The following is a 23,886-nucleotide window of genomic DNA, read 5'->3' on the forward strand; positions in this document are numbered from 1 at the left end:
GTGATTTCCAAGGACCAGATTCGTGCCGACGTCGCAGCTTTGCTCGACGTTGCACCGGAGACAATTGCCGACAACGACGACTTGGTGCGTCACGGACTGCATTCGCTGCTGGTGATGAAACTGACGAACGCCTGGCGTCGCCAGGGCCACCTGATCCAGGCGTCTGCGCTCACGCTCGACCCGACCATCGAGGCATGGGCACGTCTGTTGGGCGCCGACACCGTCGATTCCGCCCCGGCCACGGAAGCTCCTGCGAAGCCGGCCGAGCGGACGCCCGACGTCGCGGTGGCCGACCCCGCCGCCGAAGATCCCGATGCAGAAGAGTTCGGTTTGGCCACAATGCAGCACGCCTACTGGGTGGGCCGCCAGGACGGCCAGGCCCTCGGCGGTGTGGCTGCCCACCTCTTCGCCGAGTTCGACGGTCAGTTCCTCGACGCCGGGCGCCTCGAACGCGCCGTCGCGGCGGTCGTCGCGCGGCACGACATGCTCCGCGCCGCTTTCGACGACGCCGGCCAGCAGCGAATCCTCGCCCAGCCGCCGCGACCGGTGTTCAGTGTCGTCGATCTCCGCGACGCCGACGCAAGCGAGGTCGAGGCCGGTCTCGAGAGCACCCGGCACCGGATGAGTCACCAGTTGCTGGATGTCTCCGAAGGCAGCGTCGTCGAATTCGTGCTGACCCTGCTGCCCGACGGCCGCCACCGCCTGCATCTGGACGTGGACATGCTCGCCGCGGACGCCATGAGCTACCGACGCGTCCTGGACGATCTGGCCACCGCCTACGAGTCCGACGCCACGCTGCCGCCCATCGGATACACCTTCCGGGAGTATCTGGCGCAGTTCCCCGAGCAGATCGTGCCCGCGGAGTACGAGGCGGCTCGCGAGTGGTGGGCGCGCAAGGCTCCGACTCTGCCCGAAACCCCTACCCTGCCTACCATTCCCGAGGCACAACGCGCCGACCCGCTGCGGAGCGTGCGCTACCACCACCAGTTGAACGCGACCCAGAAGGACCGTCTCTACTCCGTCGCCTACGACAACGGTGTCACTCCCGCAGTCACTTTCGCGGCGGTGTTCGGCGAGGTCATCGCGCGGTGGTCCACGCACCAGCGATTCCTGCTCAACGTTCCCCTGTTCAATCGGGAGCCGCTGCACGACAACATCGATCAGGTGGTCGGTGACTTCACCAACTCGGTGCTGATCGACAGCGACGCGAGCGAGACCGAGTCGATGGTCGACCGTGCCCGTCGCCTGCAGAAGGAATTGCACAACTGCGCCGCCCACGCCACCTACGAGGGCCTCGACGTCCTCCGCGACCTGGGCCGGATTCGCGGCTCCGCGGTCACACCGTCGCTGGTCTTCACCTCAGGCCTCGGCTTCGGCGAGTTGTTCTCCGACCGCGTTCGACGTCTGTTCGGCGAGCCCGTGTGGATTCTGTCGCAGGGCCCGCAGGTCGATCTCGACGCACAGGTCGTCGAACTCGACGGTGGCCTGCTGGTCAACTGGGATGTCCGTCGCGACGCACTTCCCGAGGGCGTCATGGAGTCGATGTTCGCCGAATTCCAGCGCATCCTCGACGATTTGGTGGCGCCGGATTCCGACTGGAACCAGCTGCTGGCGATCGAACTCCCCGATGGCCAGCGGACCACACGGGATCGCGTGCAGTCGACCGAGGCCACCTCGACCCCGCGCAGCCTGCACGGCGCGTTCTTCGATCACGCTGCCCGCGCTGCCGAGCGCACCGCGCTGGTGACCGCGCAGGGCCAGGAGCTGAGCTACGGCGACGTCGCCGGTCAGGCACTCTCGGTGGCCCGCTCACTGACGGACGCCGGCGTCGGAGCAGGCGACACCGTCGCACTGATCCTCCCCAAGGGACACCGTCAGGTGATCGGCGTGCTCGGTGTACTGGCGGCCGGCGCGACATACCTACCGATCGCGCTCGATCAGCCGTCCGCTCGCCGCGACCAGATCCTTTCCCGCGGTGCGGTGACGGCCGTGATCTGCGACGCCGCAGGTGATCTGCCCGCAGGGGTCGCAGTCCTCGGCTTCGACGAGGCAACCTCGGGGCCGCGCGCCGACGCCGCGATCGTCGCCGGACCCGACGAACTGGCCTACGTGCTGTTCACCTCGGGTTCCACCGGTGAGCCCAAGGGTGTCGAGGTGAGCCACCGCGCGGCGGCCAACACCGTCGACGCCATCGCCGCCGAGTTCGGTCTCACCGCCGACGATCGCACGATCGGACTGTCGGCGTTGGAGTTCGACCTGTCGGTGTTCGACATCTTCAGCCCGCTGTCCCTCGGTGGCGCGCTGGTGTGCATCGCGTCGGAGGAGACGCGCGACGCCGATTCGTGGGCAGCAGCCATTGCCGCGCACAAGGTCTCGGTTCTCAACGCGGCGCCGGGCCTCATCGGGATGCTGCTGGACGCCGCGAGCGCCGAGCAGTTGCAGTCTCTGCGCGTGATCATCACCGGCGGCGACCGGGTGGATGTCGATCTCGCCCGTCGGGCCCGGTCCGCGGTTTCCGGACTGCGCTTCGCCGGACTCGGCGGAACCACCGAGACCGCCATCCATTCCACGGTTTACGAGGTCGGCGACGACTTCCCCGCCGACTGGACCACGGTTCCCTACGGCCGCCCGATGGGTGGCGTCGCATGCCGCGTCGTCAACGAGCGCGGCGAGGATGCACCCGACTGGGTCACCGGTGAATTGTGGATCGGCGGAACGAGTGTCGCGGACGGCTACCGGGGTGACCCGGACCGCACCGCCGACCGGTTCGTGACGGTCGACGACCTCCGCTGGTACCGCACCGGCGATCTCGCCCGCTACCTGCCGGACGGCACCATCCAGTTCCTCGGCCGAGCCGACCACCAGGTGAAGATCCGCGGGTACCGCGTGGAACTCGGCGAGGTCGAGGCCGCCGCGCGCACCCTGCCGGGTGTCGGCGAGGCAGTCGCAGCCGTCGTCGCCGGCCGCCTGAGCCTCGCCATCACCGCGCCGTCCTCGGGCGCTGTCGCAGACGAGGATGCGGTGACCGCAGGGCTGCGGGATCTGCTGCCGGACTACATGGTTCCGGCCATCGTCCACGTTCTCGATCAGGCCCCGCTGACCACCAACGGCAAGCTCGACCGCAAGGCCATCCGGGCGCTGCTCGAGCGTGAGGTCGCCGGCGTGAATCCCGACGGATACGTCGCGCCGGCGAATGCCGTGGAAGCTGCGGTCGCCTACATCGCCGAACAGGTCCTCGGGGTGCAGGAACTCGGTGTCACCACTGACTTCTTCGACGCCGGAGCCAACTCGATCCTGGCCACCTCGTTCGTGGCGAACGTCCGCGGCCTCCTCGCGGTCGAGGGCGTCGGCATCACGGCCGTGTTCAGTGCACGCACCGTGCGCGGATTCGCCGAATTGCTCGCCGGCCGGGAGCAGGTGCCCGGTCAGCTCGATCAGGTTGCGCGAATCCTGCTGGAAGTCACCGGTATTCCGGTCCCCGAAGACTCGGCCGAGTTGGCGGGGGTTGCCGACTGATGCCGTCTTTGGAAGAACTCCAGGCGCTCATGCGCTCCCGGCTCACCGCCGTCGGCATCAGTGTCGACGGCGGGGTGCCGACCCGGCGCAATCACGACCGGGCCGCGCAGTCCTTCAGTCAGCGCATCGTCTGGGCCCACCAGCAGCGCGTTCCCGACAGCACCGCCAACAACATCTGTCTCGCGTTCACCTTCACCGGTGTGGTCGACGAGACGGCTCTGCGTCGGGCGCTGCTCGGCGTCGTCGAACGTCACGAGATCCTGCGGACCACGTATCACACCGATGACGACGGCTCGTACTATCAGCTGATCCACACCGATCTCCCGATCCGGGTGCAGACGCTCGATCTCGACGACGCACCGGCGTCCACGGAACGGCTGAGCGAACTCATCGCCGAGGCCGCGACGGAACCCTTTGACCTGGCCGGCGAGTCGTCGATCCGGCTGACCTTTGTTCGGCTGACCGCCGACGCCGACGGGCAACCTCGGTTGGCGGTGGTGATCGCGATGCAGCACATCATCTGGGATGGGATGACCTTGCCCGCGATGGCTCGCGACGTCGAGCGGTTCTACGCCCAAGCGATCGCCAAACCCGATGGGGCACTTGAAATCCCACCACTGTCTTCACAGGTGGCCGACTTCGCAGAATGGGAACAGGACCGGTTTGCAGCCGACGACCACGCCAGCGACACCGCGTTCTGGGAAGACCAGTTCCGCGACATCAGCACCACTGTGCTCCCCTACGACCGTCGTCCCGAGAGTGTGTCCGAGCGCAGCGCCCGCATGGACCGGCAGCTGAGCGATCACGCGGAATCCGTTCTGCGATCGCTGAGTTCGGAACTACGAGTGCCACCGTTCTCGGTGTTCCTGGCCGTGTACTACCTGGCATTGCGCCGGATCACCGGACAGCGTGACATCTTGATCGGAACCACCGTCGCCAACCGCGAGGAAGTCGGCATGGAGGCGCTGATCGGCAATTTCAGCAACTCGATCGCGCTGCGAGTCGGCACCGACGGTGCCACTTTCGCGGATCTGGTCGCCGACGTCCGCGCCGTCACGGACTCGGCCTTCGGTCACCGCACCTTCCCGTTCGAACATCTGGTGGAGGTTGCCCGCCGTATCACCGGCGATCCGCAGGCGCAGCCGTTCGACACCCTGGTGCTCTTCATCGACCAGGAGTTGCAAGGTCCGCAACTCCCGGGAGTGTCGTCGACGTGGGAGCTTGCCCACAAAGGTCGCGCGCTGCTGCCGCTCGCGGTGGAGACGTTCATGCATGCCGACCGCACCGAGGTCCAGATCTCCTACCAGATCGACCTTTTCGAGCCCAGCACGGTGGAGCGAATCCACGACAACATCGAGCAGGTGCTCTCCGACGCGACCGCCGATCGCCCCCTATCCGATCTCCTGCCCGCCGACCTCGTGACGTCCGGTGGTGTGCAGGTGTGACCGAACCGATCGTGACAGGCGAGATCGAGGTCATCCGCGATGCCCACGGCATCCCACACATCAAGGCGGACAGCGCATACGGCGCGCTGTACGGTCAGGGCTACGTCACCGGCGTCGACCGCGCTTGGCAGGTCGAGTTCCTGCGTCTGCGCGGCGAGGGACGCACAGCCGAGGTCTTGGGTCCCGACGCCCTCGGCTGGGACGAGTTCGTCCGCCGCGCCCAGGTCGACCGCGTAGCCCGACGGATCTACGAGGCGTCGTCCCCGCGCACGCAAGACCTCCTGCGCGCTTACGCCGAAGGCGTCAGCGCCGGCTTGCTGCACGAGGACACGACGTCGATCGAGCTCACCGAGTTGGGGCATCGACCCACACCATGGCATCCGTGGTCGCCGATCTCGGTGTTCATCGTGCAGCACATCATGTTCGGACGGTTCACCACCAAACTCTTCCGCCTCCACGCCTGCCGGGCGCTCGGCTCGGTCGCGCTGGACTTCTTCGACAGCGAGGGTTTGGACAAGTCGGATCTGCACGTACCCGAGCATCCGTCCGACGACTTCATCGCCGACATGCTCGACCTGGTGTCCGATCGACCCGCGGAGGCGGTCGGGGGTGACGTCTTCCCCCTCGACGACGCCATCATCGGCAGCAACGCGTGGGGAGTCGCCGGCAGCCGCACCGCCGACGGTTCTCCGCTCATTGCCGGTGATCCCCACCGGTTCGTCGAGATCCCCGGGATCTACCAGCAATGCCACCTCAGCTGTCCCGAGTTCGACGTCGTCGGATTCGCATTCGCCGGGGTTCCCGGTGTCCCACATTTCGCGCACACCCGCAGTGCTGCTTGGGGAATCACCAACGCGATGGCCGACTATCAGGACGTCTTTGTCGAGCAACTCGGCCGCGACGGCGCACACGTCGTGGCACGGACATCGGAAGGCACCGAGCCGGTGTCGAGCCGCACGGAACAGATCTCGGTCCGCGATGGCGACCCGGTGGACGTCGAGGTCATCGAAACCCGCAACGGCTCGGTTCTTTTCGGTGGCGCCGACACGCAATGGGCCATCAGCCTGCGCACGCCGATGATGAGTGACGCCGAGGCCACCTTCGACGCAGTGGTCGACCTGCTGTTCGCCCAGACCGTCGCCGACGTCGAAGAGGCACTGACCAGTTGGGTGGAGCCCGCGAATCGCATCGTCATCGCGGACACGAGTGGACGACTGACCAACCACGCCGTGGGGATGGTTCCGCAGCGCGCTCCGGAGAACTACTGGCTTCCGGTTCCCGGTTGGGACGAGCGGTACCGATGGACCGGATACGCACCGGCCTCGGTCACCCTGTCCTCGGTTGCGGGAGAGGACTTCACGGGCGAGGTGACCGACGTGTCCGTCATCGCCAACCAACGCATCGACAGCACACCGCCGCTACAAGCCCTCACCACAGAATGCGCCTCGCCGGCACGGGCCGACCGGATCGGCTCTCTGTTGGCGGACTCACCTGTTGTGTCGGCAGAGGATTGCCGACGCATCCAGGGCGATGTCGACAACCGATCGGCCGGCGTCGTCCTAGACCTGCTCACGCCGCTGACCGGCCTGACTGCGGCCGCCGAGGATCTTCGACGCCGAATCCTCGGCTGGGACAGCGCGATGCACGCCGACAGTGTGGAGGCATACCTGTTCGCCGAGATCCGCACCCGGCTGGTTTCGGCGATCGCCGCCACCCCCGCTCTCGCCGGTCTCGCAGCGCCGCATCCCTTCCCGCGCTGGCTGGACCCATGGTTCTTCGCCGCGACACGCATCGGTGCGGGCTTCTCGTCGGTGGTCGAGCTCTCCGACGCCGTCGGTGTGGACATTCACACACTCGCTTCCGAGGTACTGGAATCGGTGGCCGCCGATACTGCTGCAGCAGAGAGAATTCCGACGTGGGGCGAGGTTCACGTCCTCATCCCGTTCCACCTCTTGGACTTTGCCGGCGTGACCGCCAACCACCCCGAACTGTCCCCACGGGTACGACCGGAGCCACTGCCCCTCGGCGGCGACGCCGAGTGCGTGTTCGCCAACGCCAGCGCGGTCGGATTCGCACACGTGTGCCGTCAGGGACCTGTGGCCCGCTACATATGGGATGTCGCAGACCGCGACGCCGACCAGTGGATCGTCCCGTCCGGAGCCGCCGGGGACGCGCAATCACCGCACTTCTCCGATCAGGGGCCGCTGTGGGCCCGTGGCGAGCTGATCAGCGTCGTCAGTGATTGGTCAGCGCTCCGCGAGGAGGCAACAACCCGGGAGGTAGTGCGTCCCGCCCTCCCCGAGACCAACGTAGTTCTATCCCAAGGAGAATCGTGAACATCCTGAGCGACGCGCAGCGTGAACTCATGCGAAAGAGGCTTGCCGACGCCGGAATCGCCGCCGACGAAGCAGCTCTCGGCACCACGACACCGGAAGCCACACCGCTCCCGACGGACGGCACTCTCGCCACCGCCGAACGGCGTATGTGGAAGATCTACGAACTCGAACCCGGTTCGGACGCCCACAACTTCGCGGTGCTTCTCGAGTTCGGTCCCACATACTCGATCGACACGGTCGTCGCCTCGATGCAACGCCTCGTCGACACCTCGTCGGTGCTCGGTTCGGTCATCGAGGTCAGCGACGACGGCGCCCCGCGCCGCAAGGCGACCACCTGGGAAGGGCGCTGGGTTGTTCCCGGCGAGATCTGGGAGTGGGGCACCACCGACGCGACCTCGAGTCAGACGCAACGTCCGCAGACACGAGACGCCGTTCTCGCCGCTGCCGCCGAGCTCGCCAAACAGCCGTTCGACCTGCGTCGCGAGGCACCCGGCCGCGCACGGATCTACAAGCACGACAACGGGTTGTCGATGATTCTCGTTCTGCACCACCTCGCCGGCGACGAGACCATCCTCCCGCCGGTTATCGGCATTCTCGTGTCCGACGATCCCGAAGCCGGACTCCCGCCGGCGCCCGCCGGCGATCCGTCGGCGCGACCGGAGTCCCTGGTCGGCGCTGCCGTCGACCATGCACGCGCAACCTGGGCCGCCGAGGGTATCCGTTACCCGATCTCCGGCGCGCTGCCGCAGACGAGTCCCGAGGACAGCTGGTTCTCGGTGCTCGGCGAGGGTCCGGGCCGGTTGATCAGCCAGCCGATCGACAGCGACGACGTTGCGGCACTCGAGCGGTTCGCGCGGGAGTCGGGCGCGACATCGAACGCGATGCTCATCGTGGTGTGCGCACTGACCGTCTTCGCGCTGACCGATGCGTCGGACTTCAATCTTCTTGTCCCAGCCGATAACCGGCGGCCGGAGGAGACGATCGATCGCGTCGGGTACAGCGGCAACGTGGTGCCGATGCGCTTCACCTTCGACCCGACCACCCGCGCCGACGAGGCGGTACGCGCCGCGGTCTCGACCGTGTACTCCGCGATGGAGTACTCGTCTGTCGACTACGGCACGATCCTCACCGCGCTGCGCAACAGTGGCGGCCGCTTCCCGGTCGCCGAGGTGATGGCCCTGGCCAAGAACGCCCCGCTGCGCGGTGTCCCCACCCCAGACGGCGCCGAAGTGAGCTGCGAGACGATCTTCAAGGACATCGTGCACTATCCCCTGTCTTTGGCCTTCGAGACCGGCGAGAACGACGATGTGCACCTCGAAATCGAGTACCGCACCGACGTCCTCGGCGAGGACGTCGCACGACGCGCCGCTCAGGTCGCCTCCGCACTCGTCGCCGACCTTCCGAAGAAGTCGCACCTGTCACTGCGAGATCTGTTGACACAGAGTGCGAATGTCAGTGTTGTTCAGGCTGCCGCACGGCAGTAGCAAAGGAGTTACACATGTCCGATTCGATTCACGAGGCGCTGCAGAGCATCCTCGAAGAAGACCTCGACCTCTCGCTCGGTGATGTCACCGAGTCGTCCCTGCTCATCGACGATCTCGGCCTGGACTCGGTGGCGTTCGCCATTGGTGTCGTGGCCATCGAAGAACGTCTCGACGTCGCATTGACCGAGCGTGAGATCTACGAATGCAAAACGGTCGGCGATCTCGAGAACGCGATCCGCGCCAAGATGGGCAGCACGACGATGAGCGGTGCGTCACAATGAGTTCGGCAACAGTTCGGCCCGCTCGCTCCGCTCCCGGCGCCGTTGTCTCCACCGCCCCGGCCGTGACCGACTTCGGTCCGACCGACTTCACCTACCTGCACACCGACACCGATAGTCGCCACGGACACTGGGCGATGGCGCTCGAATTCGAGCCCGGCGACCCGGCGTTGACGCTCGACGCAGTGCGAGCCCGCGTGCGCGAGCGTGTCTCGCTGTTCGATCTGTTCCGGATCGGTGTGCGCGAGGGTCGCGAGCTCGAGCCGGAGATCGTCCTGCACGACGACGTCGATGTCGATCGGCACGTCACCGAGGATCGGTTCACCGACCGCGGCGATCTGTACCGACGGATCGCGGCTCTGCTCGAACAGCCTCTGCCACGGCCGGATCCGTTCTGGAGCGTCACGCTTCTGACCTCGTCGGAGACCGGGGATCAGGTGATCCTGCTGAAGGTCCACCACAGTCTCTCCGACGGGATCGCCGGTGCGGCCTTTGCCGGACTGCTGGCCGATGTCAAGGACGGGGACTTCTCCGAGTTCGAGCGTTTCGCCACGAGCCCGCGCTTCCGCACGGGGCCGATCGATCCGGACCTCTTGCACTCCTCCCGCGTCGCCTTCGAGAAGCAGTGGATGGACGGCGAGGCCGGCCGCGACTGGCCTGCACTGACAGAATCCGGGAAGCGGGAGATCGCGCTGTATCGCGCGTCGACCCGCACGCTGCGTCGGGCCGCCAAGGCGCACGATGCGTCGGTGCACGAGTTCCTCCTCGGCGCGATCGCCAAAACCCTGAGCGTCGCGGCGCCGAATGGCGAAGGGCCGCAATCCGAGAGCATCCGGGTCACACTCCCGGTCACGCTCGACCAGTCCTTCCGGCACACCGGCAACGCGGTCGCGATCTCGCTGCTCAACCTGCTCGGTTCGGAGTCCGACCTGAATCGTCACATCGATCGGGCGCGTGCCGAACTCGCGATCGTCGAATCGTCGCGTATGGAGTTGGCGCTGGTCGCCAACGATCAGGAACCGGCTCCGCCATGGGCGGAGATGCGGGAGATCGTCGCCGCGTCGATGGACCGCATGAGTCCCGACATCCACATCGGCATCAACCCCGGATTCACCCGGGTCCGGTCGGCTTTGGGGCGCAAGATCGCCGCCCTGACACCGCTGTCGCCGTTGGTCGGTTATTCGTTCTCGGTGACGTGCCTGATCCTTGGTGGCACAACCACCTTCGGTATTGTCGCCGATCCCGCGGCGCTGCCGGGTTACGCGGCACGCTTCATCGAAGCGTTCGACGCGGTCATAGCGGAGGCAACACCCGCGCAGTGAGTCTTGCTGCATCGAGATCTGTCCACAACGTCGGGGATTGAGGAAAGTGCATGCCCACAAGTAGAAATCGTCCCAGATCACGCACCCGGACGCTCACACCGATCGCGGCCCTGTTGGCCGCGTTGCTGGCTGCCGGACTGTTCGCGGGATGCAGTGCGCCGGAGGAGAACGACACGCCGGCCAGCGTCTCGCCGGTCACCATCGCCGACCTGCCGGGTCAGAAGCCGGTGGTGATTCCCGCTGTGCCGCAACGGATCGTGGCCGTCGGCACGCAATGGATCGACACCGTACTCGCCTTCGGCGTGACGCCGGTCGGCTATCTGACCGGGCAGACCGATCCGGCGCAGAAGGCGCCCTGGACCAGCGACAAGCTGAACTCGTCGACGGCGATCACCTCGCCGACCGACCCGAGCGCGCAGATCACCCAGATCGCCAAGCTCAACCCCGATCTGATCCTGGTCCCGTCGTACGCCCCGGCCGCGCTGCGCGACCAGTTGGCGGCGTTGGCGCCGACCATCGGCGCGGTCAGTGCCTCGTCGGTGGACCCGTGGGACAAGCTCGTGACCGTGCTCGGCACCGCGCTGCGGGAACCGGAGAAGGCCACCGAGCTCATCAACGGAGTCAACGAGAAGTACTCGTCGGTCAAGACGGCCAACCCGGGGCTGGCCGACAAGACGTACTCGCTTTCGTTCATGTACACGCCGACACAGATCTCGGTTCTCGGCGACCCCAATGACGGTGCGGGACAGATCTTTACCAGCATCGGACTGAAGGTTTCGCCGACGGTGGCGGCCGAGCGCGCTCGCCAGGGCAACGCACCTCGGTTCACCATCGGGCTCGAGAACGTACCCGTCCTCGACGCGAACCTGGTGCTGGCAACCGGTGCGACACCACAGCTCGACCAGCAGTTCCGCAGTCTGCCAGGCTATTCGAACCTCGCTGGAGTGAAGGCCGGCGCCGCGCCGGCGCTCACCTCCGACGAGATCAACGCGCTCAACACGCCGAGCGTCCTGTCGATCCCGTGGGTCCTCGACCGCCTGAACCCGGCCCTGGCCGCGACGGCGAAGCAGAGCTGAACTTCAACACTCAAGGGCGGGGCCGCAATTGCGGTCCCGCCCTTGTGTGTTGCAGCTGCGAGCGCAGATCCCTTCCGGCTCAGCCGAAGGACTTCCCCTCGATCCAGTAGGCCATACCCTTGACGGCCTTCTTACCCAAGTTGAAATCGTTCTTGAAGGCTGCAGTCACAGCCCGTGTACTCGCCGAATCGAGTGCGACCCAACCGAAATGGCCACTCGCGTCAAAGGCGGCCGCCTTCACCGTCTCGACCAGGGCTGCCCCAGAACGCTCGCGGGCGATCCAGTGCACGGTGTCCTGAGCGCGCGATCGCAGCGGCAAATCTTTGTCGGACTCATGCTGGTATTCAAACCAGATGGTGGCCGGCGTTTCCGGCGCCGACGACGCCGAGATCGCGTCGAGAATCGAGTTGATCGCGGCCATCGACGCCGTGTCGCCCGCGATCAGGAATCCCTTCGCGGGCGGGTCGGGCATCTCGAACTTCGACCCCATCACCGTCGCATTGATCGTGTCGCCGGGTTGTGCCTGCTGCGCCCAGCGTGCCGACGCGCCGTCGTGGATGGCGAACTCGATGTGAAAAGTGTCCGACGCCGGATCGGGGTCGACCAGCGTGTAGCCACGCTGATGCAACTTGCCGTTGTCCTCGAACCACATTCGCACCCACATCGTCGGGTGTTGCTTGACCTCCGTCAGCAATCCGCCACCGGTGAATCCGAGGCGCACGTAGTGATCGGTGACGGTTCCGTGCTGGTCACGGTGAACGCGAAGTCGTCGGCACGCAGCAGTTTGAGCACGGCACCTTGCCAGCCACGCCCCTTGGTGGACACCTCTGTCATCATCAGCCTCCCGTCGACAGCAGTTTCGAAATTAGCCTACCCTAACTTGCATTCGACTTCGGTGGCCACCGTCGACCCCGATCCGCCGCCACAAAAGTAGGGGAGGAATCTTCTTCCCCTACCCTTGGAGTCCTCCCCCAGAAAATTCTCGCGGACGACCATGAACCCCGGGGAAGAAGTTCTTCCCCTAGATTTTTCGGGTACGACGCTGACGGATTTGCCCTGGTCAGGAGACCGACTGCTGCACTCGTCGGATCAGGCCGGCGCAAGCGCGACGATCCCCGGATGGGCGTCGACGTAGTGCTTGGTGAACGAACACACCGGCCGCAACCGCGCGTTCTGGTCGCGGACGTATCCGATGACGCACCGCGTCAGCCGGGTCCCGAGACCATGACCGGAATACTCGTCGTAGAGGACGGTGTGCAGCACCGTGACCGTCGTCTGACCGTCGGTCGTCTCGGTCGAATAGCCGAGCACGCCGACCAGGTCGCCGGCCACCCACAACTCGAATCGATCCCGTTCGGGATTGTGCACGACCTGTGAGATCTGCTGGAGAATCGCCTGCGCGGACTGCGGCGGCGGTTGCCGATGTTTCCTGTTCAACGGATTCCCTCCCGGAAATGCTCAGACGACTACGCACGGACCACGGCGTGTGCGCCTGATTCCCCAGCCAGGCGCCTCACGTCACTACTGTGATTCGGGTCACACAGTACCTTACGGAACCGTAGCCCTGCCATGGCTACGGAGGCACAGCAAACAATCCTGTCCGGTCGGATAGGGCGTAGAGTGTCGGACGGTGCGTTCGCACCGCTGGGGTTGACTCACAGCCACAACTCAACATCGCGGGGGCTCTCACGACACCGAGGGCTGAGATGGCGACGGGCGGTCGCCGACCGCCTGAACCTGTCCGGGTAATGCCGGCGTAGGGAGACATCTCATGGGCACTCGTATACCCACATCCGGTTCGCGCACCGACATCACCGTCGACGCCGACCTGCTGACCACCGGCCCGATCGAGGGCAGCATCAAGCACTACTGCGAACTCGACCACCTTCGCGTTCCTCAGCGCCGTATCCACCTCACCAACGGCGAGCACCTCGACGTCTACGACACCTCCGGGCCGTACACCGATTCGACGGCGCACATCGACGTCCAAGCCGGCCTGCCGCCCATCCGCGACGCGTGGCAGCGACCCGACCCCATCGACGGCGCCGCCACCCAGCTCGCGTGGGCACGCGCGGGGATCATCACCGACGAGATGCGCTATATCGCCGCTCGCGAGGGCGTCGACGCCGAGTTGGTCCGCAGCGAGGTCGCGATTGGCCGTGCGGTGATCCCGGTGAATCATCGGCACCCGGAATCGGAACCGATGATCATCGGCAAGGCGTTCGCGGTGAAGGTCAACGCCAACATCGGCAACTCCGCGGTCACCAGTTCCATCGCCGAGGAAGTGGAGAAAATGGTGTGGGCCACGCGCTGGGGGGCCGACACCATCATGGATCTGTCCACCGGCAAGGACATCCACATGACGCGCGAATGGATCCTGCGCAACTCGCCCGTCCCGGTGGGCACGGTGCCGATCTATCAGGCTTTGGAGAAGGTGAACGGCGATCCCACCAAACTGACGTGGGAGATCTACCGCGACACGGTGATCGAGCAGGCCGAGCAGGGCGTCGACTACATGACGGTGCATGCCGGGGTGCTGCTCCGATACGTCCCGCTGACGGCCCGACGGGTCACCGGCATCGTCTCCCGAGGCGGGTCGATCATGGCCGCGTGGTGCCTTGCCCATCATCAGGAGTCGTTCCTGTACACGCACTTTGACGAGCTGTGCAAGATCTTCGCGCGCTACGACATCACCTTCTCGCTCGGCGACGGCCTGCGTCCGGGTTCGATCGCCGATGCCAACGACGAGGCGCAGTTCGCCGAACTCCGAACGCTCGGCGAGCTCACGAAGATCGCGAAATCCCATGGCGTGCAGGTGATGATCGAAGGTCCGGGCCACGTCCCGATGCACAAGATCGCCGAGAACGTGCGGCTCGAGGAAGAGCTCTGCGAGGAGGCGCCGTTCTACACCCTCGGCCCGCTCGCGACCGACATCGCACCAGCCTACGACCACATCACCTCGGCGATCGGCGCCGCGATGATCGCCCAGGCGGGCACCGCCATGCTCTGCTACGTCACGCCGAAAGAACACCTCGGGCTGCCCAACCGCGACGACGTGAAGGTCGGTGTGATCACCTACAAGATCGCCGCGCACTCTGCCGACCTCGCCAAGGGACTGCCGGGTGCACAGTCCCGCGACGACGCACTGTCCAAGGCGCGCTTCGAGTTCCGCTGGACCGACCAGTTCAACCTGGCCCTCGACCCGGACACCGCCCGCGAGTACCACGACGAGACACTGCCCGCCGAACCGGCCAAGACCGCCCACTTCTGTTCCATGTGCGGCCCCAAGTTCTGCTCGATGCGCATCTCCGCCGACGTGCGCGCCTATGCCGAGGAGAACAATCTCGTCACCGCCGAGGACATCGACCGCAAGATCGCGCAGGAGATGGCGGCCAAGTCGGCGGAGTTCGTCGAGGCCGGCAACCGCGTCTATCTACCCCTGGAGGCCACCACCACATGACGGACGTCCCGCTGTTACCCACCGCCGCACCGGGTTCCACCCCGATCCGGGTGATGACCATCGCCGGGTCGGACTCCGGTGGCGGCGCGGGCATCCAGGCCGACTTGCGCACCTTTGCACTACTCGGTCTTCATGCCTGTGTTGCGGTCACCGCGGTCACGGTGCAGAACTCGCTGGGTGTCAGCGGTTTCCAGGAGATCACTCCTGACGTGGTGGCCGCCCAGATGCGTTGCGTGATCGACGACATCGGCATTGGTGCGGCCAAGACCGGCATGCTGGCGTCGGCCCCGATCATCGACGCGGTAGCGGCGCAGTGCCGAGAGTCCGGTCTGGGCCGCGGCTCCGACGTACCGCTCGTCGTCGACCCGGTATGCGCTTCGATGCACGGCGACCCGCTTCTCGCCACCGAGGCCTTGGACACGTTGCGTGACACGCTGATTCCGCTGGCCACCGTGGTGACGCCCAACCTCGACGAGGTGCGGCTCATCACCGGAATCGACGTCGTCGACGATGCCACCCAACGCGATGCGGCCCGGGTTCTGCACGGCCTGGGTGCGCAGTGGGCATTGGTGAAGGGCGGACATCTGCGGAGTTCCGACCGCAGCACCGATCTGCTCTACGACGGCACCGAGTTCCACGAGTTCGACCACGTGCGCATCGACACCCCCCACGACCACGGCGCCGGCGACACCCTCGCCGCGGCCATCACAGCCGCACTCGCACACGGGTATTCGGTACCCGACGCGGTTGCCTTCGCCAAGAGTTGGGTATCGAAGGGTCTCGCTGCGGCGTACCCGCTGGGTGCCGGGCACGGTCCCGTCAACCCTCTGTGGCGCGTGAGCCGGCCGTAACGGCCACCGTCACCGATTATGGTGGCCGAATGAAGCTGTCACGCGCAGTACCCATTCTGACCGTCGACGATATCGCGGCCGCCACCACCGCCTACCGGCAGACCCTCGGCCTCGAGGTGCTGATGGACCATGGCTGGATCGTCACGCTCGGCTCCGGTGACGTCGCCCAGTTCAGTCTGATGACCGAAGATGCGACCGCGTCGTGCAATCCGGTCGCCTCCCTCCAGGTCGAGGACGTCGACGCCGCACACGCGGCCGCCGAGGCCGCCGGGCTCGAGATCGTCCACGCGTTGTCCGACGAGGAGTGGGGCGTTCGCCGATTCTTCTTCCGTGATCCGGCCGGAAACGTCGTCAACGTGCTCAAGCACCGGTGAGGCCGCCCTCCTACTTCTGCCAGCCGATGTCCTCGACCGGGCCGACGAAGAACTGCCCCGCACCGTAGTTCGCGAGTCCCTGCTTCACGGCGACCATGGTGGGCCCGTTGGTGAACGGAAGCATCGCGTACTGCGCGAAGGCGGTGCGCTCCACCTTGTTTCCCGCCGCGATCTGTTCTGCCGGATCGGCGATCTGCCCGACCCGTGCGATCTCGGCGTCCAACTGCGGCGAACCGGCACCACTCTTGTTGAAGGATGACTTCTCGCACCAGATCTGGCAGAAGTACGCCATTCCGAACGGATCACTGGACTGGAAGCCCATCAGGAAGATGTCGAATTCCTTGTTGGTGACGACCTTTGAAAAGTCCGACGACGGACGCTGGATCACGTTGAGGTCGACGCCGATGGTCTTGTACATCGCTTGCAAGGCCCGCACTTGGGCCTGCCCGGTGGGATCGTCGCCGAGCGTCGGCAAGGTCAGCGTCAGCCGCTGACCGTCCTTCGTCCGGGTGCCGTCGCCCCCGACCGTCCAACCCGCCTGGTCGAGAAGCTGTTTGGCCTGGTCGGCATTGAAGTCCACTACGCCGGAGAGGTTGTCCTCATAGCCTTTCTCGAAAGAGTAGAGCAACAACGAGCCGGGGAGTGGCTCCGAGTAATTGAGTCCGTTGAACTCGATCTTCGCCAGCGTCGCCCGGTCGGTGCCGCGCATGATCGCCTCACGAACTCGGACATCGGCGAGGATCGGCGAATCGGTGTTGATCACCATCAGGGATTGAGCCGGCGTGGCCGACGTCCGAATGTCGATGCCACTCATCGATTTCACCTGCGCCAAACGATCTTTGGTGCCCACTCCAGTGGCGTCGATCTCCCCGTTGCGGAAAGCATTGATCGAGGCCTGGGACTCCATCTGCCGGAACACCCGCTGATCGAGCTTCCCTGGATTGCCCCACCACTTGGGATTCCGTTGGAACACGACGGTGCCCTGATTGCGGTCGTAGGACGCGATCGTGTACGGCCCGGCGCCGAGTTCGGGATGGGGTTGCTGGAGATAGGCCTTGTTGTAGAAGTCCGGATTTGCGACCTTTGGGTGCAGAACATTGTTGAACAGCCCGTCGGGCCAGGCGTAGACACCCTTGAAGCGGACGACCACCTGGCGATCGTCGACTCCCCGGGTCACCGAGTCGATCTTGTCGTATCCGTCGGTCGAACTCGTGACGTAGCGGGCATCTCTACCGGAGTTGGCCTGCCAGGTCGTCACGAAGGAGCGGTAATCGAAGGGCGTGCCGTCGTTGTAGGACGCCTTGGGGTTCAGCGTGTAGGTCACCACGGTGTTGCCGTCGACCAGGGTCTTGTCCACCTTCGTCACGAAGTCGGTGTTGGGTCGATACTCGCCGTCGGGTGAGAAATACGCCAGGTTCGGGTTGTACCAACGCCACAACAACTGCGTGTAGGCCGTGCCGTCGGCTTGGAAGGTGTTCCACTGCGGTGAGACCTCCACAAGCGCAGTAGTGAGCGATCCACCCTCGCGGAGGTTGTCGCGCGGTTGTTCGTTGATCTGGGCGCCGGTCACCGAGATGGGAGCGCCGGTGTCGGAGTCACTCCCGCATGCCGACACCAGTGCCACACCCATGCACGCCGCGGCCAGCACGACCAACAGCCGTGTCTTACCCAAGCCGCTCTTGCCCGAACCCCTCATACGCTGACCTCCATGAAATGACAGGACGCTGCGTGGTCGTCGGCGTCACCGATGACGCGCAGCTCCGGGTGATGGCTCCGGCACCGGGTTTGGCGCTCGTCGTCGAGTGTTGCATACAGCGGGCATCGCCCGGTGAAACTGCAGCCCACGATCTCGGCGGTGGGGCTCGGCTGCTCGCCGCTCAGCACGATCGGCGTGCGGGCGCGTTCGGCGGCCGGGTCGGGGATCGGCACCGCCGACAGCAACGCGCGCGTGTAGGGGTGGGCCGGGTTGTCGAAGACGCGATCGGTGTCGCCGACCTCCACGAACTCGCCCAAGTACATCACCGCGACCCGGTCGGCCAAGTGCCGTACCACCGACAGATCGTGTGCGACAACGAGATAGGCAACATCGCCGTCGGACTGCAGTTGCCGGATCAGGTTGACGATGTCGGCCTGCACCGAGACGTCGAGCGCCGACAGCGGCTCGTCGAGGATGATGAGTGACGGATCTGTCGCCAGCGCACGCGCGATGGCGAGTCGTTGACGCTGGCCACCCGAGAACGCGGCCGGGAAGCGATCCGAATGTACCGGGTCCAAGCCCACTCGTCGTAACAGCCCGGCCACTTTGGCCTCGGTGTCGGAACGTGAAGTGCCGAGTGCGCGTAATGGTTCGGCGACGATGTCGTAGGCGGTGAAACGCGGATCGAGAGCTTCGGAAGGGTCCTGGAACACGATCGAGACGTCTTGGCGAAGCGAGCGCGCCGCCCGCTTGCGGACCGACGCCGGATCCACCCCACCGATTCGCACCACGCCGGCGGGCTGCGCGAAGTCCATCACTTCGAGGAGCGTCGTCGACTTCCCGCTGCCGGACTCGCCGACGATGGCCATGCACTCGCCAGCGCGGATGTCGAAGCTCACGCCCTTGACCGCGCGCACCGTGCCGATCCGACGCTTGAGGAGGCCACTGGTGAGCGGGAAGAACTTCCGCATCCCGACGACGTCGAGCACCACGGGTCGATCCTCGCGTGGCACTGCGGATTCCGACGATGACACGTCTGATACCGGAAACACCGGATCGCCGGAAACGGTGCCGGCCCCGGTGATCTCACCCGAGCGCACACACGCCGCATCGTGGCCGTGTGCGGACATCTTCCGCAGCGGCGGCTCGCTGCTCCGGCAATCGTCGATGGCGATCGGGCACCGCGGCGCGAACATGCACTCGTCGAGCGGGTCGATCAGCACTGGCGGCGTACCAGGGATGGGGGTCAGCATCTCGACGCGGCGGTCCACGCGGGGCACCGCGCCGAGAAGCCCGATCGTGTAGGGCATCCGCGGCTCTTGGTAGAGCGTGTCGACGTCGGCGCGTTCGACCGGCCTGCCCGCGTACATCACCACGACGTCGTCGGCCGTGCCGGCCACCACCCCGAGGTCATGCGTGATGAGCAAGACCGCCGCACCGGTCTCGCGCTGCGCGGTCTTCAACAGGTCGAGGATCTGCGCCTGGATCGTGACGTCGAGCGCCGTGGTCGGCTCGTCGGCGATGATGACCGCCGGGTCGTTGGCCATCGCCATCGCGATCATGACGCGCTGTCGCATACCGCCGGAGAGCTCGTGCGGAAAAGCCTTGGCGCGCCTGGCCGGATCGGGGATACCGACCAGGTCGAGCAGCTCCACCGCGCGCGACCACGCCGGCTTCGACGCGATCCGCTGATGTGCCTGCAGAGCCTCGACGATCTGCGATCCGACGGTGAACACCGGCGTCAACGACGACAACGGATCCTGGAAGATCATCGAGATCTCCTGGCCTCGTATCGACGACATGTCCTTGTCGGACAGTCCGATCAGCTCCCGATCGCGCAGCCGTACCGATCCGTCGATGCGCGCTGTGTCAGGCAGCAGCCCGAGGACGGCCATCGCCGACACCGACTTCCCCGAGCCCGACTCGCCCACGATCGCCGTGGTTTTACCCGAACGCAGCTCATACGACAGCCCACGAACGGCCTCCACCCGACCGGCTTCGCTGCCGAAGGACACACGCAGGTCACCCACCTCGAGCACCACGTCGTTCACGAGGCGGCACCCTTGGTGGAGGTGGGGTCGAAGGCGTCGCGCAAGCCATCGGCGATCAGCGCCATCGAAATGGTCAGCAACGCAAGGGCTCCGGCCGGGAACCAGAACAACCACGGCGACGACTCGAGTGAACCACTGCCCGATTGCAGCAGCGAGCCCAACGAGACGTCGGGGATCTTGACGCCGAAACCGAGGAACGACAGGCCCGTCTCGGTCAGCACGGTGGCGACCACCCCGAGCGCGAGATTCAAGACGAGCAACGACGCCATGTTCGGCAGGATATGCCGGACGATGATCACGAGCGCAGGCACACCGAGGTACCGGGCGGCGGTGACGTAGTCGAGTTCCCGCAGCGACAAGGCCATCGAATGGATCACTCGGGCCAGCATCATCCAGCCGAAGGCGATCAGCACCACCACGAGCCATCGCCAGTCGCCGCCGGTGCTGGTCGACACCAACGCCAGGATCAGGAATGACGGCACCACCAGCAGAATGTAGATGGCACCCAGGATGATTCGCTGCGCCCAGCCCCCGAAGTACGCCGACAACCCGCCGAGCAGGGCGGCGATCACCGCGGTCCCGACCGACACACAGATCGCGATGGTCAACGACCGCTGCAGGCCGTGGACCACCTGTGCGTACAGGTCGTTGCCCGCGTTGGTGGTCCCGAACCAGTGCTCCGGCGACGGCGGCAACGCGATCGCGAAGAAGTCGACGTCGGTGTAGGAGTACTTGGCCACCATCCCACCGAACAGCGCGAACAGGACGAGCAGCACGAAGATCACCAGGCCGACCATCGCCGACCGGTTTCGCATGAATCTCTTGGCGAGGATCTTGGTGCGACCCGACCGACGATGCGCGAGCGGGGCCGTCGAGTTGTCGCTCTCGGCGAGCAGGCCGCCGCTCTCGCCCATGATCGGCACGGATGCGGCGTCGTGGCCGCCCGATCCGGTGCGATTCGGTTCCTGGGGAAGATTCGACATGTCAGCTCACCCGCACTCGAGGGTCGAGATACACGACGACGATGTCGGCCAGGATCGCGCCCACAGCCGTCGCCGCGGCACCGAACGCAGCGACCGCCACCACTCCGTTGATGTCACTGGTGTTGATCGAACTGACAAAATACCGCCCCATGCCCTCCCAGGCGAAGATGGTCTCGGTCAAGACAGCACCGGTGAAAACCGCGGGGATCGCAAAGGCGATACCTACCGCGACCGGGATGATCGCGGTCCGCAGTGCGTGCTTGCGCACCGCTTGTCCCCGCGTCAGGCCCTTGGCGCGTGCCGTGCGGACGTAGTCGGAGTTGATGGTGTCGAGCAGCAGCGACCGCTGCAGCAGGTGCAATCCCGCGTAGCCGCCGATCACCAAGGTCAGCGTCGGCAAGATCAGGTGTTGCGCACGGTCGCCCGCGACCGCCCAGAACCCGCTGATCCCCAGACTCTCCGACCCCGATACGTAGACGACGGTGTTTCCGAGTGCCTGGTTGACCGAGATTCCGAGCAGCACGATGCCGAGTCCGAGAACAGGCACCGGCAGGTTGATGGAGGCGAGGGAGACTAACTGCCAGGCACGGTCGGACAGCTTGTACTGCCGCAGAGCCGTGTAGACGCCGACCGCGATACCCAGGAGCGTCGAGAGGATCGTCGCCGCGGCCAGCAACTGTACCGACGACATCATCCGGAAGCTGATCTGCTCGTTGACGCTCAATCCGAGGGGCGTCCTGCCCCAATCCCAGTGGAAGAGGATGCCGCTCAGCCACGTCCACCAGCGTTCGAGAATCGGCACCTTGTCGTTGAGGTTGTAGCCCGACAGTGTCGCGTCGACCTGAGCCTCGGGCAGGGGTGGCCGGCGCGCGGCATAGTTGGATCGCGGGTCGAGCATCGCGTTGGCCAGGAAATACGTCAAGTTGGTGGCCACGAACACAAGCAAGGCCCATACAGCGATGCGCTTGCTCAGGTACGCGATCACATCCGCTCCACGTTGATCATCGGTGGGCGCCGACTCGATCGACCCCCGGACTGACAGACATTGTGTCAGCGCGACGGCGGTTGCGCCCTGTTTCATCCACCGATGCCATAGACGCGACGATAATCGGCTGTCATGGACTGGACTTACTTGATGGACATGGACGGCGTGCTGGTCCGTGAGGAACACCTGATTCCCGGCGCCGACACCTTCCTCGCCGAACTGCGATCCGCCGGCACCCCGTTCACCGTGCTCACCAACAACTCGATCCGCACGCCACGCGATCTACGCGCCCGGCTTCTGCGCTCCGGCCTCGACATTCCCGAGGAGTCCATCTGGACGTCGGCCCTGGCCACGGCCCGGTTCTTGGAATCACAACGACCGGAAGGGACGGCGTACGTGGTCGGCGAATCGGGGCTGACGACCGCGCTGCACGAGATCGGCTACGTCATCACCGACTCCGACCCCGACTACGTGGTGCTCGGCGAGACGCGCACCTACTCGTTCGAGGCGATCACCACGGCCATCCGGCTGGTCGAACGCGGCGCCCGGTTCATCGCGACCAATCCCGACGCGACCGGGCCGTCGACGAGTGGGTCGCTGCCCGCAACCGGTGCGGTCGCCGCGTTGATCACCCGGGCGACCGGCCGCGAACCCTACTACGTCGGGAAGCCCAATCCGTTGATGATGCGGACCGCGATGCGACGCATGGGCGCCCACTCCGAGCATTCGCTGATGATCGGCGACCGCATGGACACCGACGTCATCTCCGGCATGGAAGCCGGCATGCAGACGATCCTGGTGTTGTCCGGAATCTCCACGGCCGCGTCGGTGGAGATGTACCCGTACCGTCCGACGATGGTCATCGAATCCGTCGCCGACCTCGTCGGGCGTACGCAGGATCCGTTCCCGGCGCCACCGACCTGGTGAGAATCCGCCACTCTTGATCCGAAGAGTTAAGCGACCACCGCGCTGACCTGGGGAGACGCAGTCTGCCGCGCGGAGGCGGTCCAGACGCTCTGTGTCCTGTTGGAGAATCTGTGTGCTGCAGCACACAGTTGGGCCGATTCGGCACAGGGTGTGGTCTGAGGGCACCCCGGGGCGCATCACCGGCCAGGTCGGGTGCGGCCTGGGTTTGTGTTTGGTCACGTCCCGCGTCGAGCTGTGAGAACTCGAGTTGAGTTGGAGAATGCGATTGCTGCAGCACTCGCATTCTCCAATTCGGCTCTGGTTGTCGCGGTGCCGGCCGCGCGGAAGCTCCCCAGCCGCATGGGCGGCAACGTTCGTCCCGCCTCCACGATCGCCGACGAGGTCGGCGGGTGGGTCGCTGATCCGGACGAGCTCGTTGCCCCGCGCTTTGAGCTGAATAAACGGATCTGCCCGAAGCGCCCCGCCCGCTGGCTAGGTGCGAGCTTGCTCGCCTCGAAGGGCGTGGTGAGACAACGATGTCATCTCGCCGGGGGCTAATGGCTCGCAGGCTCGCACCTAGCCAGCGGAGGGCAGGCTCGCATGCCAGCCAACGGAGGGCGAAGCAAAGGCGCCCACACATCGAGTGTGCGGGCGCCTTCGGTGAAGCTGGGTCAGCTGAGTGCTTTGGCCTTCAGTGCCTCGAACTCCTCGGGCGTGATCGAACCCGCGTCGAGCAGGGACTTTGCCTCGGAGATCTGCTGTGCGGGCGTAGCGCCGGCAACCGACTGAATGTAGGCATCGGAGGCCTTCTTGGCCTCGGCGTAGGCCTCGCGCTGACGCTCGGCCATCCCCTTGCCCTTGGCGAGGAGATACACGATGGCCGTCAGGTACGGGAAGATGATCAGGAAGATCACCCACGCGGCCTTGGCCCAACCGGAGGACGCCTTGTCACGGAAGAGGTCGGAGATGATGTGCCAGAGGACGATCAGGTAGGCGACGAACGCGAAGATGACGATCGTGTACCAGATGAAGTCCCAGAACGAGTCCCACATTGGGCTAGCTCCTTCTTGCTGAAGAGTCGGGTCGCCAACGAGGCTCGTTGACTGCGGCAACAGCATGTCAC

General features: G+C 65.7%; 16 protein-coding genes, 2 pseudogenes and 1 riboswitch. Of the genes and pseudogenes, 11 read left to right on the forward strand and 7 right to left on the reverse strand.

Annotated features, from left to right (window positions below):
- The 7 genes and pseudogenes from ACWDTF_RS17085 (at position 1) to ACWDTF_RS17115 (ending at position 11,457) form a co-directional block, all read left to right on the forward strand.
- On the forward strand, positions 1-3,516 hold the full coding sequence (locus tag ACWDTF_RS17085) for an amino acid adenylation domain-containing protein (RefSeq protein ID WP_449754720.1): 3,516 nt from the start codon (positions 1-3) through the stop codon (positions 3,514-3,516).
- The gene (locus ACWDTF_RS17090) at positions 3,516-4,961 is read left to right on the forward strand and encodes a condensation domain-containing protein (protein WP_449754721.1); all 1,446 of its coding nucleotides are present in this window, start codon (positions 3,516-3,518) and stop codon (positions 4,959-4,961) included. The genes ACWDTF_RS17085 and ACWDTF_RS17090 overlap by 1 nt, the downstream gene beginning before the upstream one ends.
- Positions 4,958-7,297 (forward strand): penicillin acylase family protein, encoded by a 2,340-nt coding sequence (locus tag ACWDTF_RS17095; RefSeq protein WP_433257723.1) that lies wholly within the window; start codon positions 4,958-4,960, stop codon positions 7,295-7,297. Before ACWDTF_RS17090 ends, ACWDTF_RS17095 begins: the two co-directional genes overlap by 4 nt.
- Entirely contained in the window at positions 7,294-8,781 is a 1,488-nt protein-coding gene (locus ACWDTF_RS17100; protein WP_449754722.1) for a condensation domain-containing protein, read from the forward strand. Before ACWDTF_RS17095 ends, ACWDTF_RS17100 begins: the two co-directional genes overlap by 4 nt.
- An 11-nt stretch (positions 8,782-8,792) precedes the next feature.
- Positions 8,793-9,062, forward strand: a pseudogene (locus tag ACWDTF_RS17105) (acyl carrier protein); the annotation flags it as partial.
- Entirely contained in the window at positions 9,059-10,381 is a 1,323-nt protein-coding gene (locus tag ACWDTF_RS17110; protein WP_355273084.1) for a wax ester/triacylglycerol synthase domain-containing protein, read from the forward strand. The pseudogene ACWDTF_RS17105 and the gene ACWDTF_RS17110, both read left to right, overlap by 4 nt.
- A gap of 50 nt (positions 10,382-10,431) precedes the next feature.
- A complete protein-coding gene (locus ACWDTF_RS17115) occupies positions 10,432-11,457 on the forward strand; it encodes an ABC transporter substrate-binding protein (RefSeq protein ID WP_449754723.1) in 1,026 nt (341 codons plus the stop codon).
- Between the two features lie 79 nt (positions 11,458-11,536).
- Here the strand turns inward: ACWDTF_RS17115 and ACWDTF_RS17120 are convergent.
- Positions 11,537-12,291: pseudogene (locus tag ACWDTF_RS17120) on the reverse strand (siderophore-interacting protein).
- Between the two features lie 255 nt (positions 12,292-12,546).
- Positions 12,547-12,894: a GNAT family N-acetyltransferase gene (locus ACWDTF_RS17125; RefSeq protein ID WP_355273088.1), complete on the reverse strand. Its 348-nt coding sequence runs from the start codon at positions 12,892-12,894 to the stop codon at positions 12,547-12,549.
- A gap of 229 nt (positions 12,895-13,123) precedes the next feature.
- Positions 13,124-13,237: riboswitch (TPP riboswitch) on the forward strand.
- On the opposite strand from ACWDTF_RS17125, the gene thiC reads away from it, so the two are divergent.
- The 3 genes from thiC (at position 13,229) to ACWDTF_RS17140 (ending at position 16,142) form a co-directional block, all read left to right on the forward strand.
- Positions 13,229-14,917 (forward strand): phosphomethylpyrimidine synthase ThiC, encoded by a 1,689-nt coding sequence (gene thiC / locus ACWDTF_RS17130; protein ID WP_449754724.1) that lies wholly within the window; start codon positions 13,229-13,231, stop codon positions 14,915-14,917. It overlaps the preceding riboswitch by 9 nt.
- Positions 14,914-15,768: a bifunctional hydroxymethylpyrimidine kinase/phosphomethylpyrimidine kinase gene (gene thiD / locus ACWDTF_RS17135; protein WP_449754725.1), complete on the forward strand. Its 855-nt coding sequence runs from the start codon at positions 14,914-14,916 to the stop codon at positions 15,766-15,768. The genes thiC and thiD overlap by 4 nt, the downstream gene beginning before the upstream one ends.
- Before the next feature lie 29 nt (positions 15,769-15,797).
- Entirely contained in the window at positions 15,798-16,142 is a 345-nt protein-coding gene (locus tag ACWDTF_RS17140; protein ID WP_449754726.1) for a VOC family protein, read from the forward strand.
- A gap of 10 nt (positions 16,143-16,152) precedes the next feature.
- Here ACWDTF_RS17140 and ACWDTF_RS17145 read toward each other — a convergent pair whose 3' ends face one another.
- Genes ACWDTF_RS17145 through ACWDTF_RS17160 form a run of 4 tightly spaced genes read right to left on the reverse strand, consistent with a single transcriptional unit; the run spans position 16,153 to position 21,857 of the window.
- Positions 16,153-17,838 (reverse strand): ABC transporter substrate-binding protein, encoded by a 1,686-nt coding sequence (locus ACWDTF_RS17145; RefSeq protein WP_433257712.1) that lies wholly within the window; start codon positions 17,836-17,838, stop codon positions 16,153-16,155.
- Positions 17,835-19,889 (reverse strand): dipeptide ABC transporter ATP-binding protein, encoded by a 2,055-nt coding sequence (locus ACWDTF_RS17150; protein ID WP_433257710.1) that lies wholly within the window; start codon positions 19,887-19,889, stop codon positions 17,835-17,837. The genes ACWDTF_RS17145 and ACWDTF_RS17150 overlap by 4 nt, the downstream gene beginning before the upstream one ends.
- Positions 19,886-20,872 (reverse strand): ABC transporter permease subunit, encoded by a 987-nt coding sequence (locus ACWDTF_RS17155; RefSeq protein ID WP_433257708.1) that lies wholly within the window; start codon positions 20,870-20,872, stop codon positions 19,886-19,888. Before ACWDTF_RS17155 ends, ACWDTF_RS17150 begins: the two co-directional genes overlap by 4 nt.
- A 1-nt stretch (position 20,873) precedes the next feature.
- The gene (locus ACWDTF_RS17160; protein WP_240856137.1) at positions 20,874-21,857 is read right to left on the reverse strand and encodes an ABC transporter permease; all 984 of its coding nucleotides are present in this window, start codon (positions 21,855-21,857) and stop codon (positions 20,874-20,876) included.
- A 132-nt stretch (positions 21,858-21,989) separates the two neighbouring features.
- Between ACWDTF_RS17160 and ACWDTF_RS17165 the strand changes: the two genes are divergently transcribed.
- Positions 21,990-22,784, forward strand: a complete 795-nt coding sequence (locus tag ACWDTF_RS17165) for an HAD-IIA family hydrolase (RefSeq protein WP_240856138.1) — start codon at positions 21,990-21,992, stop codon at positions 22,782-22,784.
- Between the two features lie 650 nt (positions 22,785-23,434).
- Here the strand turns inward: ACWDTF_RS17165 and ACWDTF_RS17170 are convergent.
- Positions 23,435-23,815, reverse strand: a complete 381-nt coding sequence (locus tag ACWDTF_RS17170) for an SHOCT domain-containing protein (RefSeq protein WP_240856139.1) — start codon at positions 23,813-23,815, stop codon at positions 23,435-23,437.
- Positions 23,816-23,886: the final 71 nt, after the last annotated feature.

It is taken from the genome of Gordonia sp. NPDC003422 (assembly GCF_053588675.1).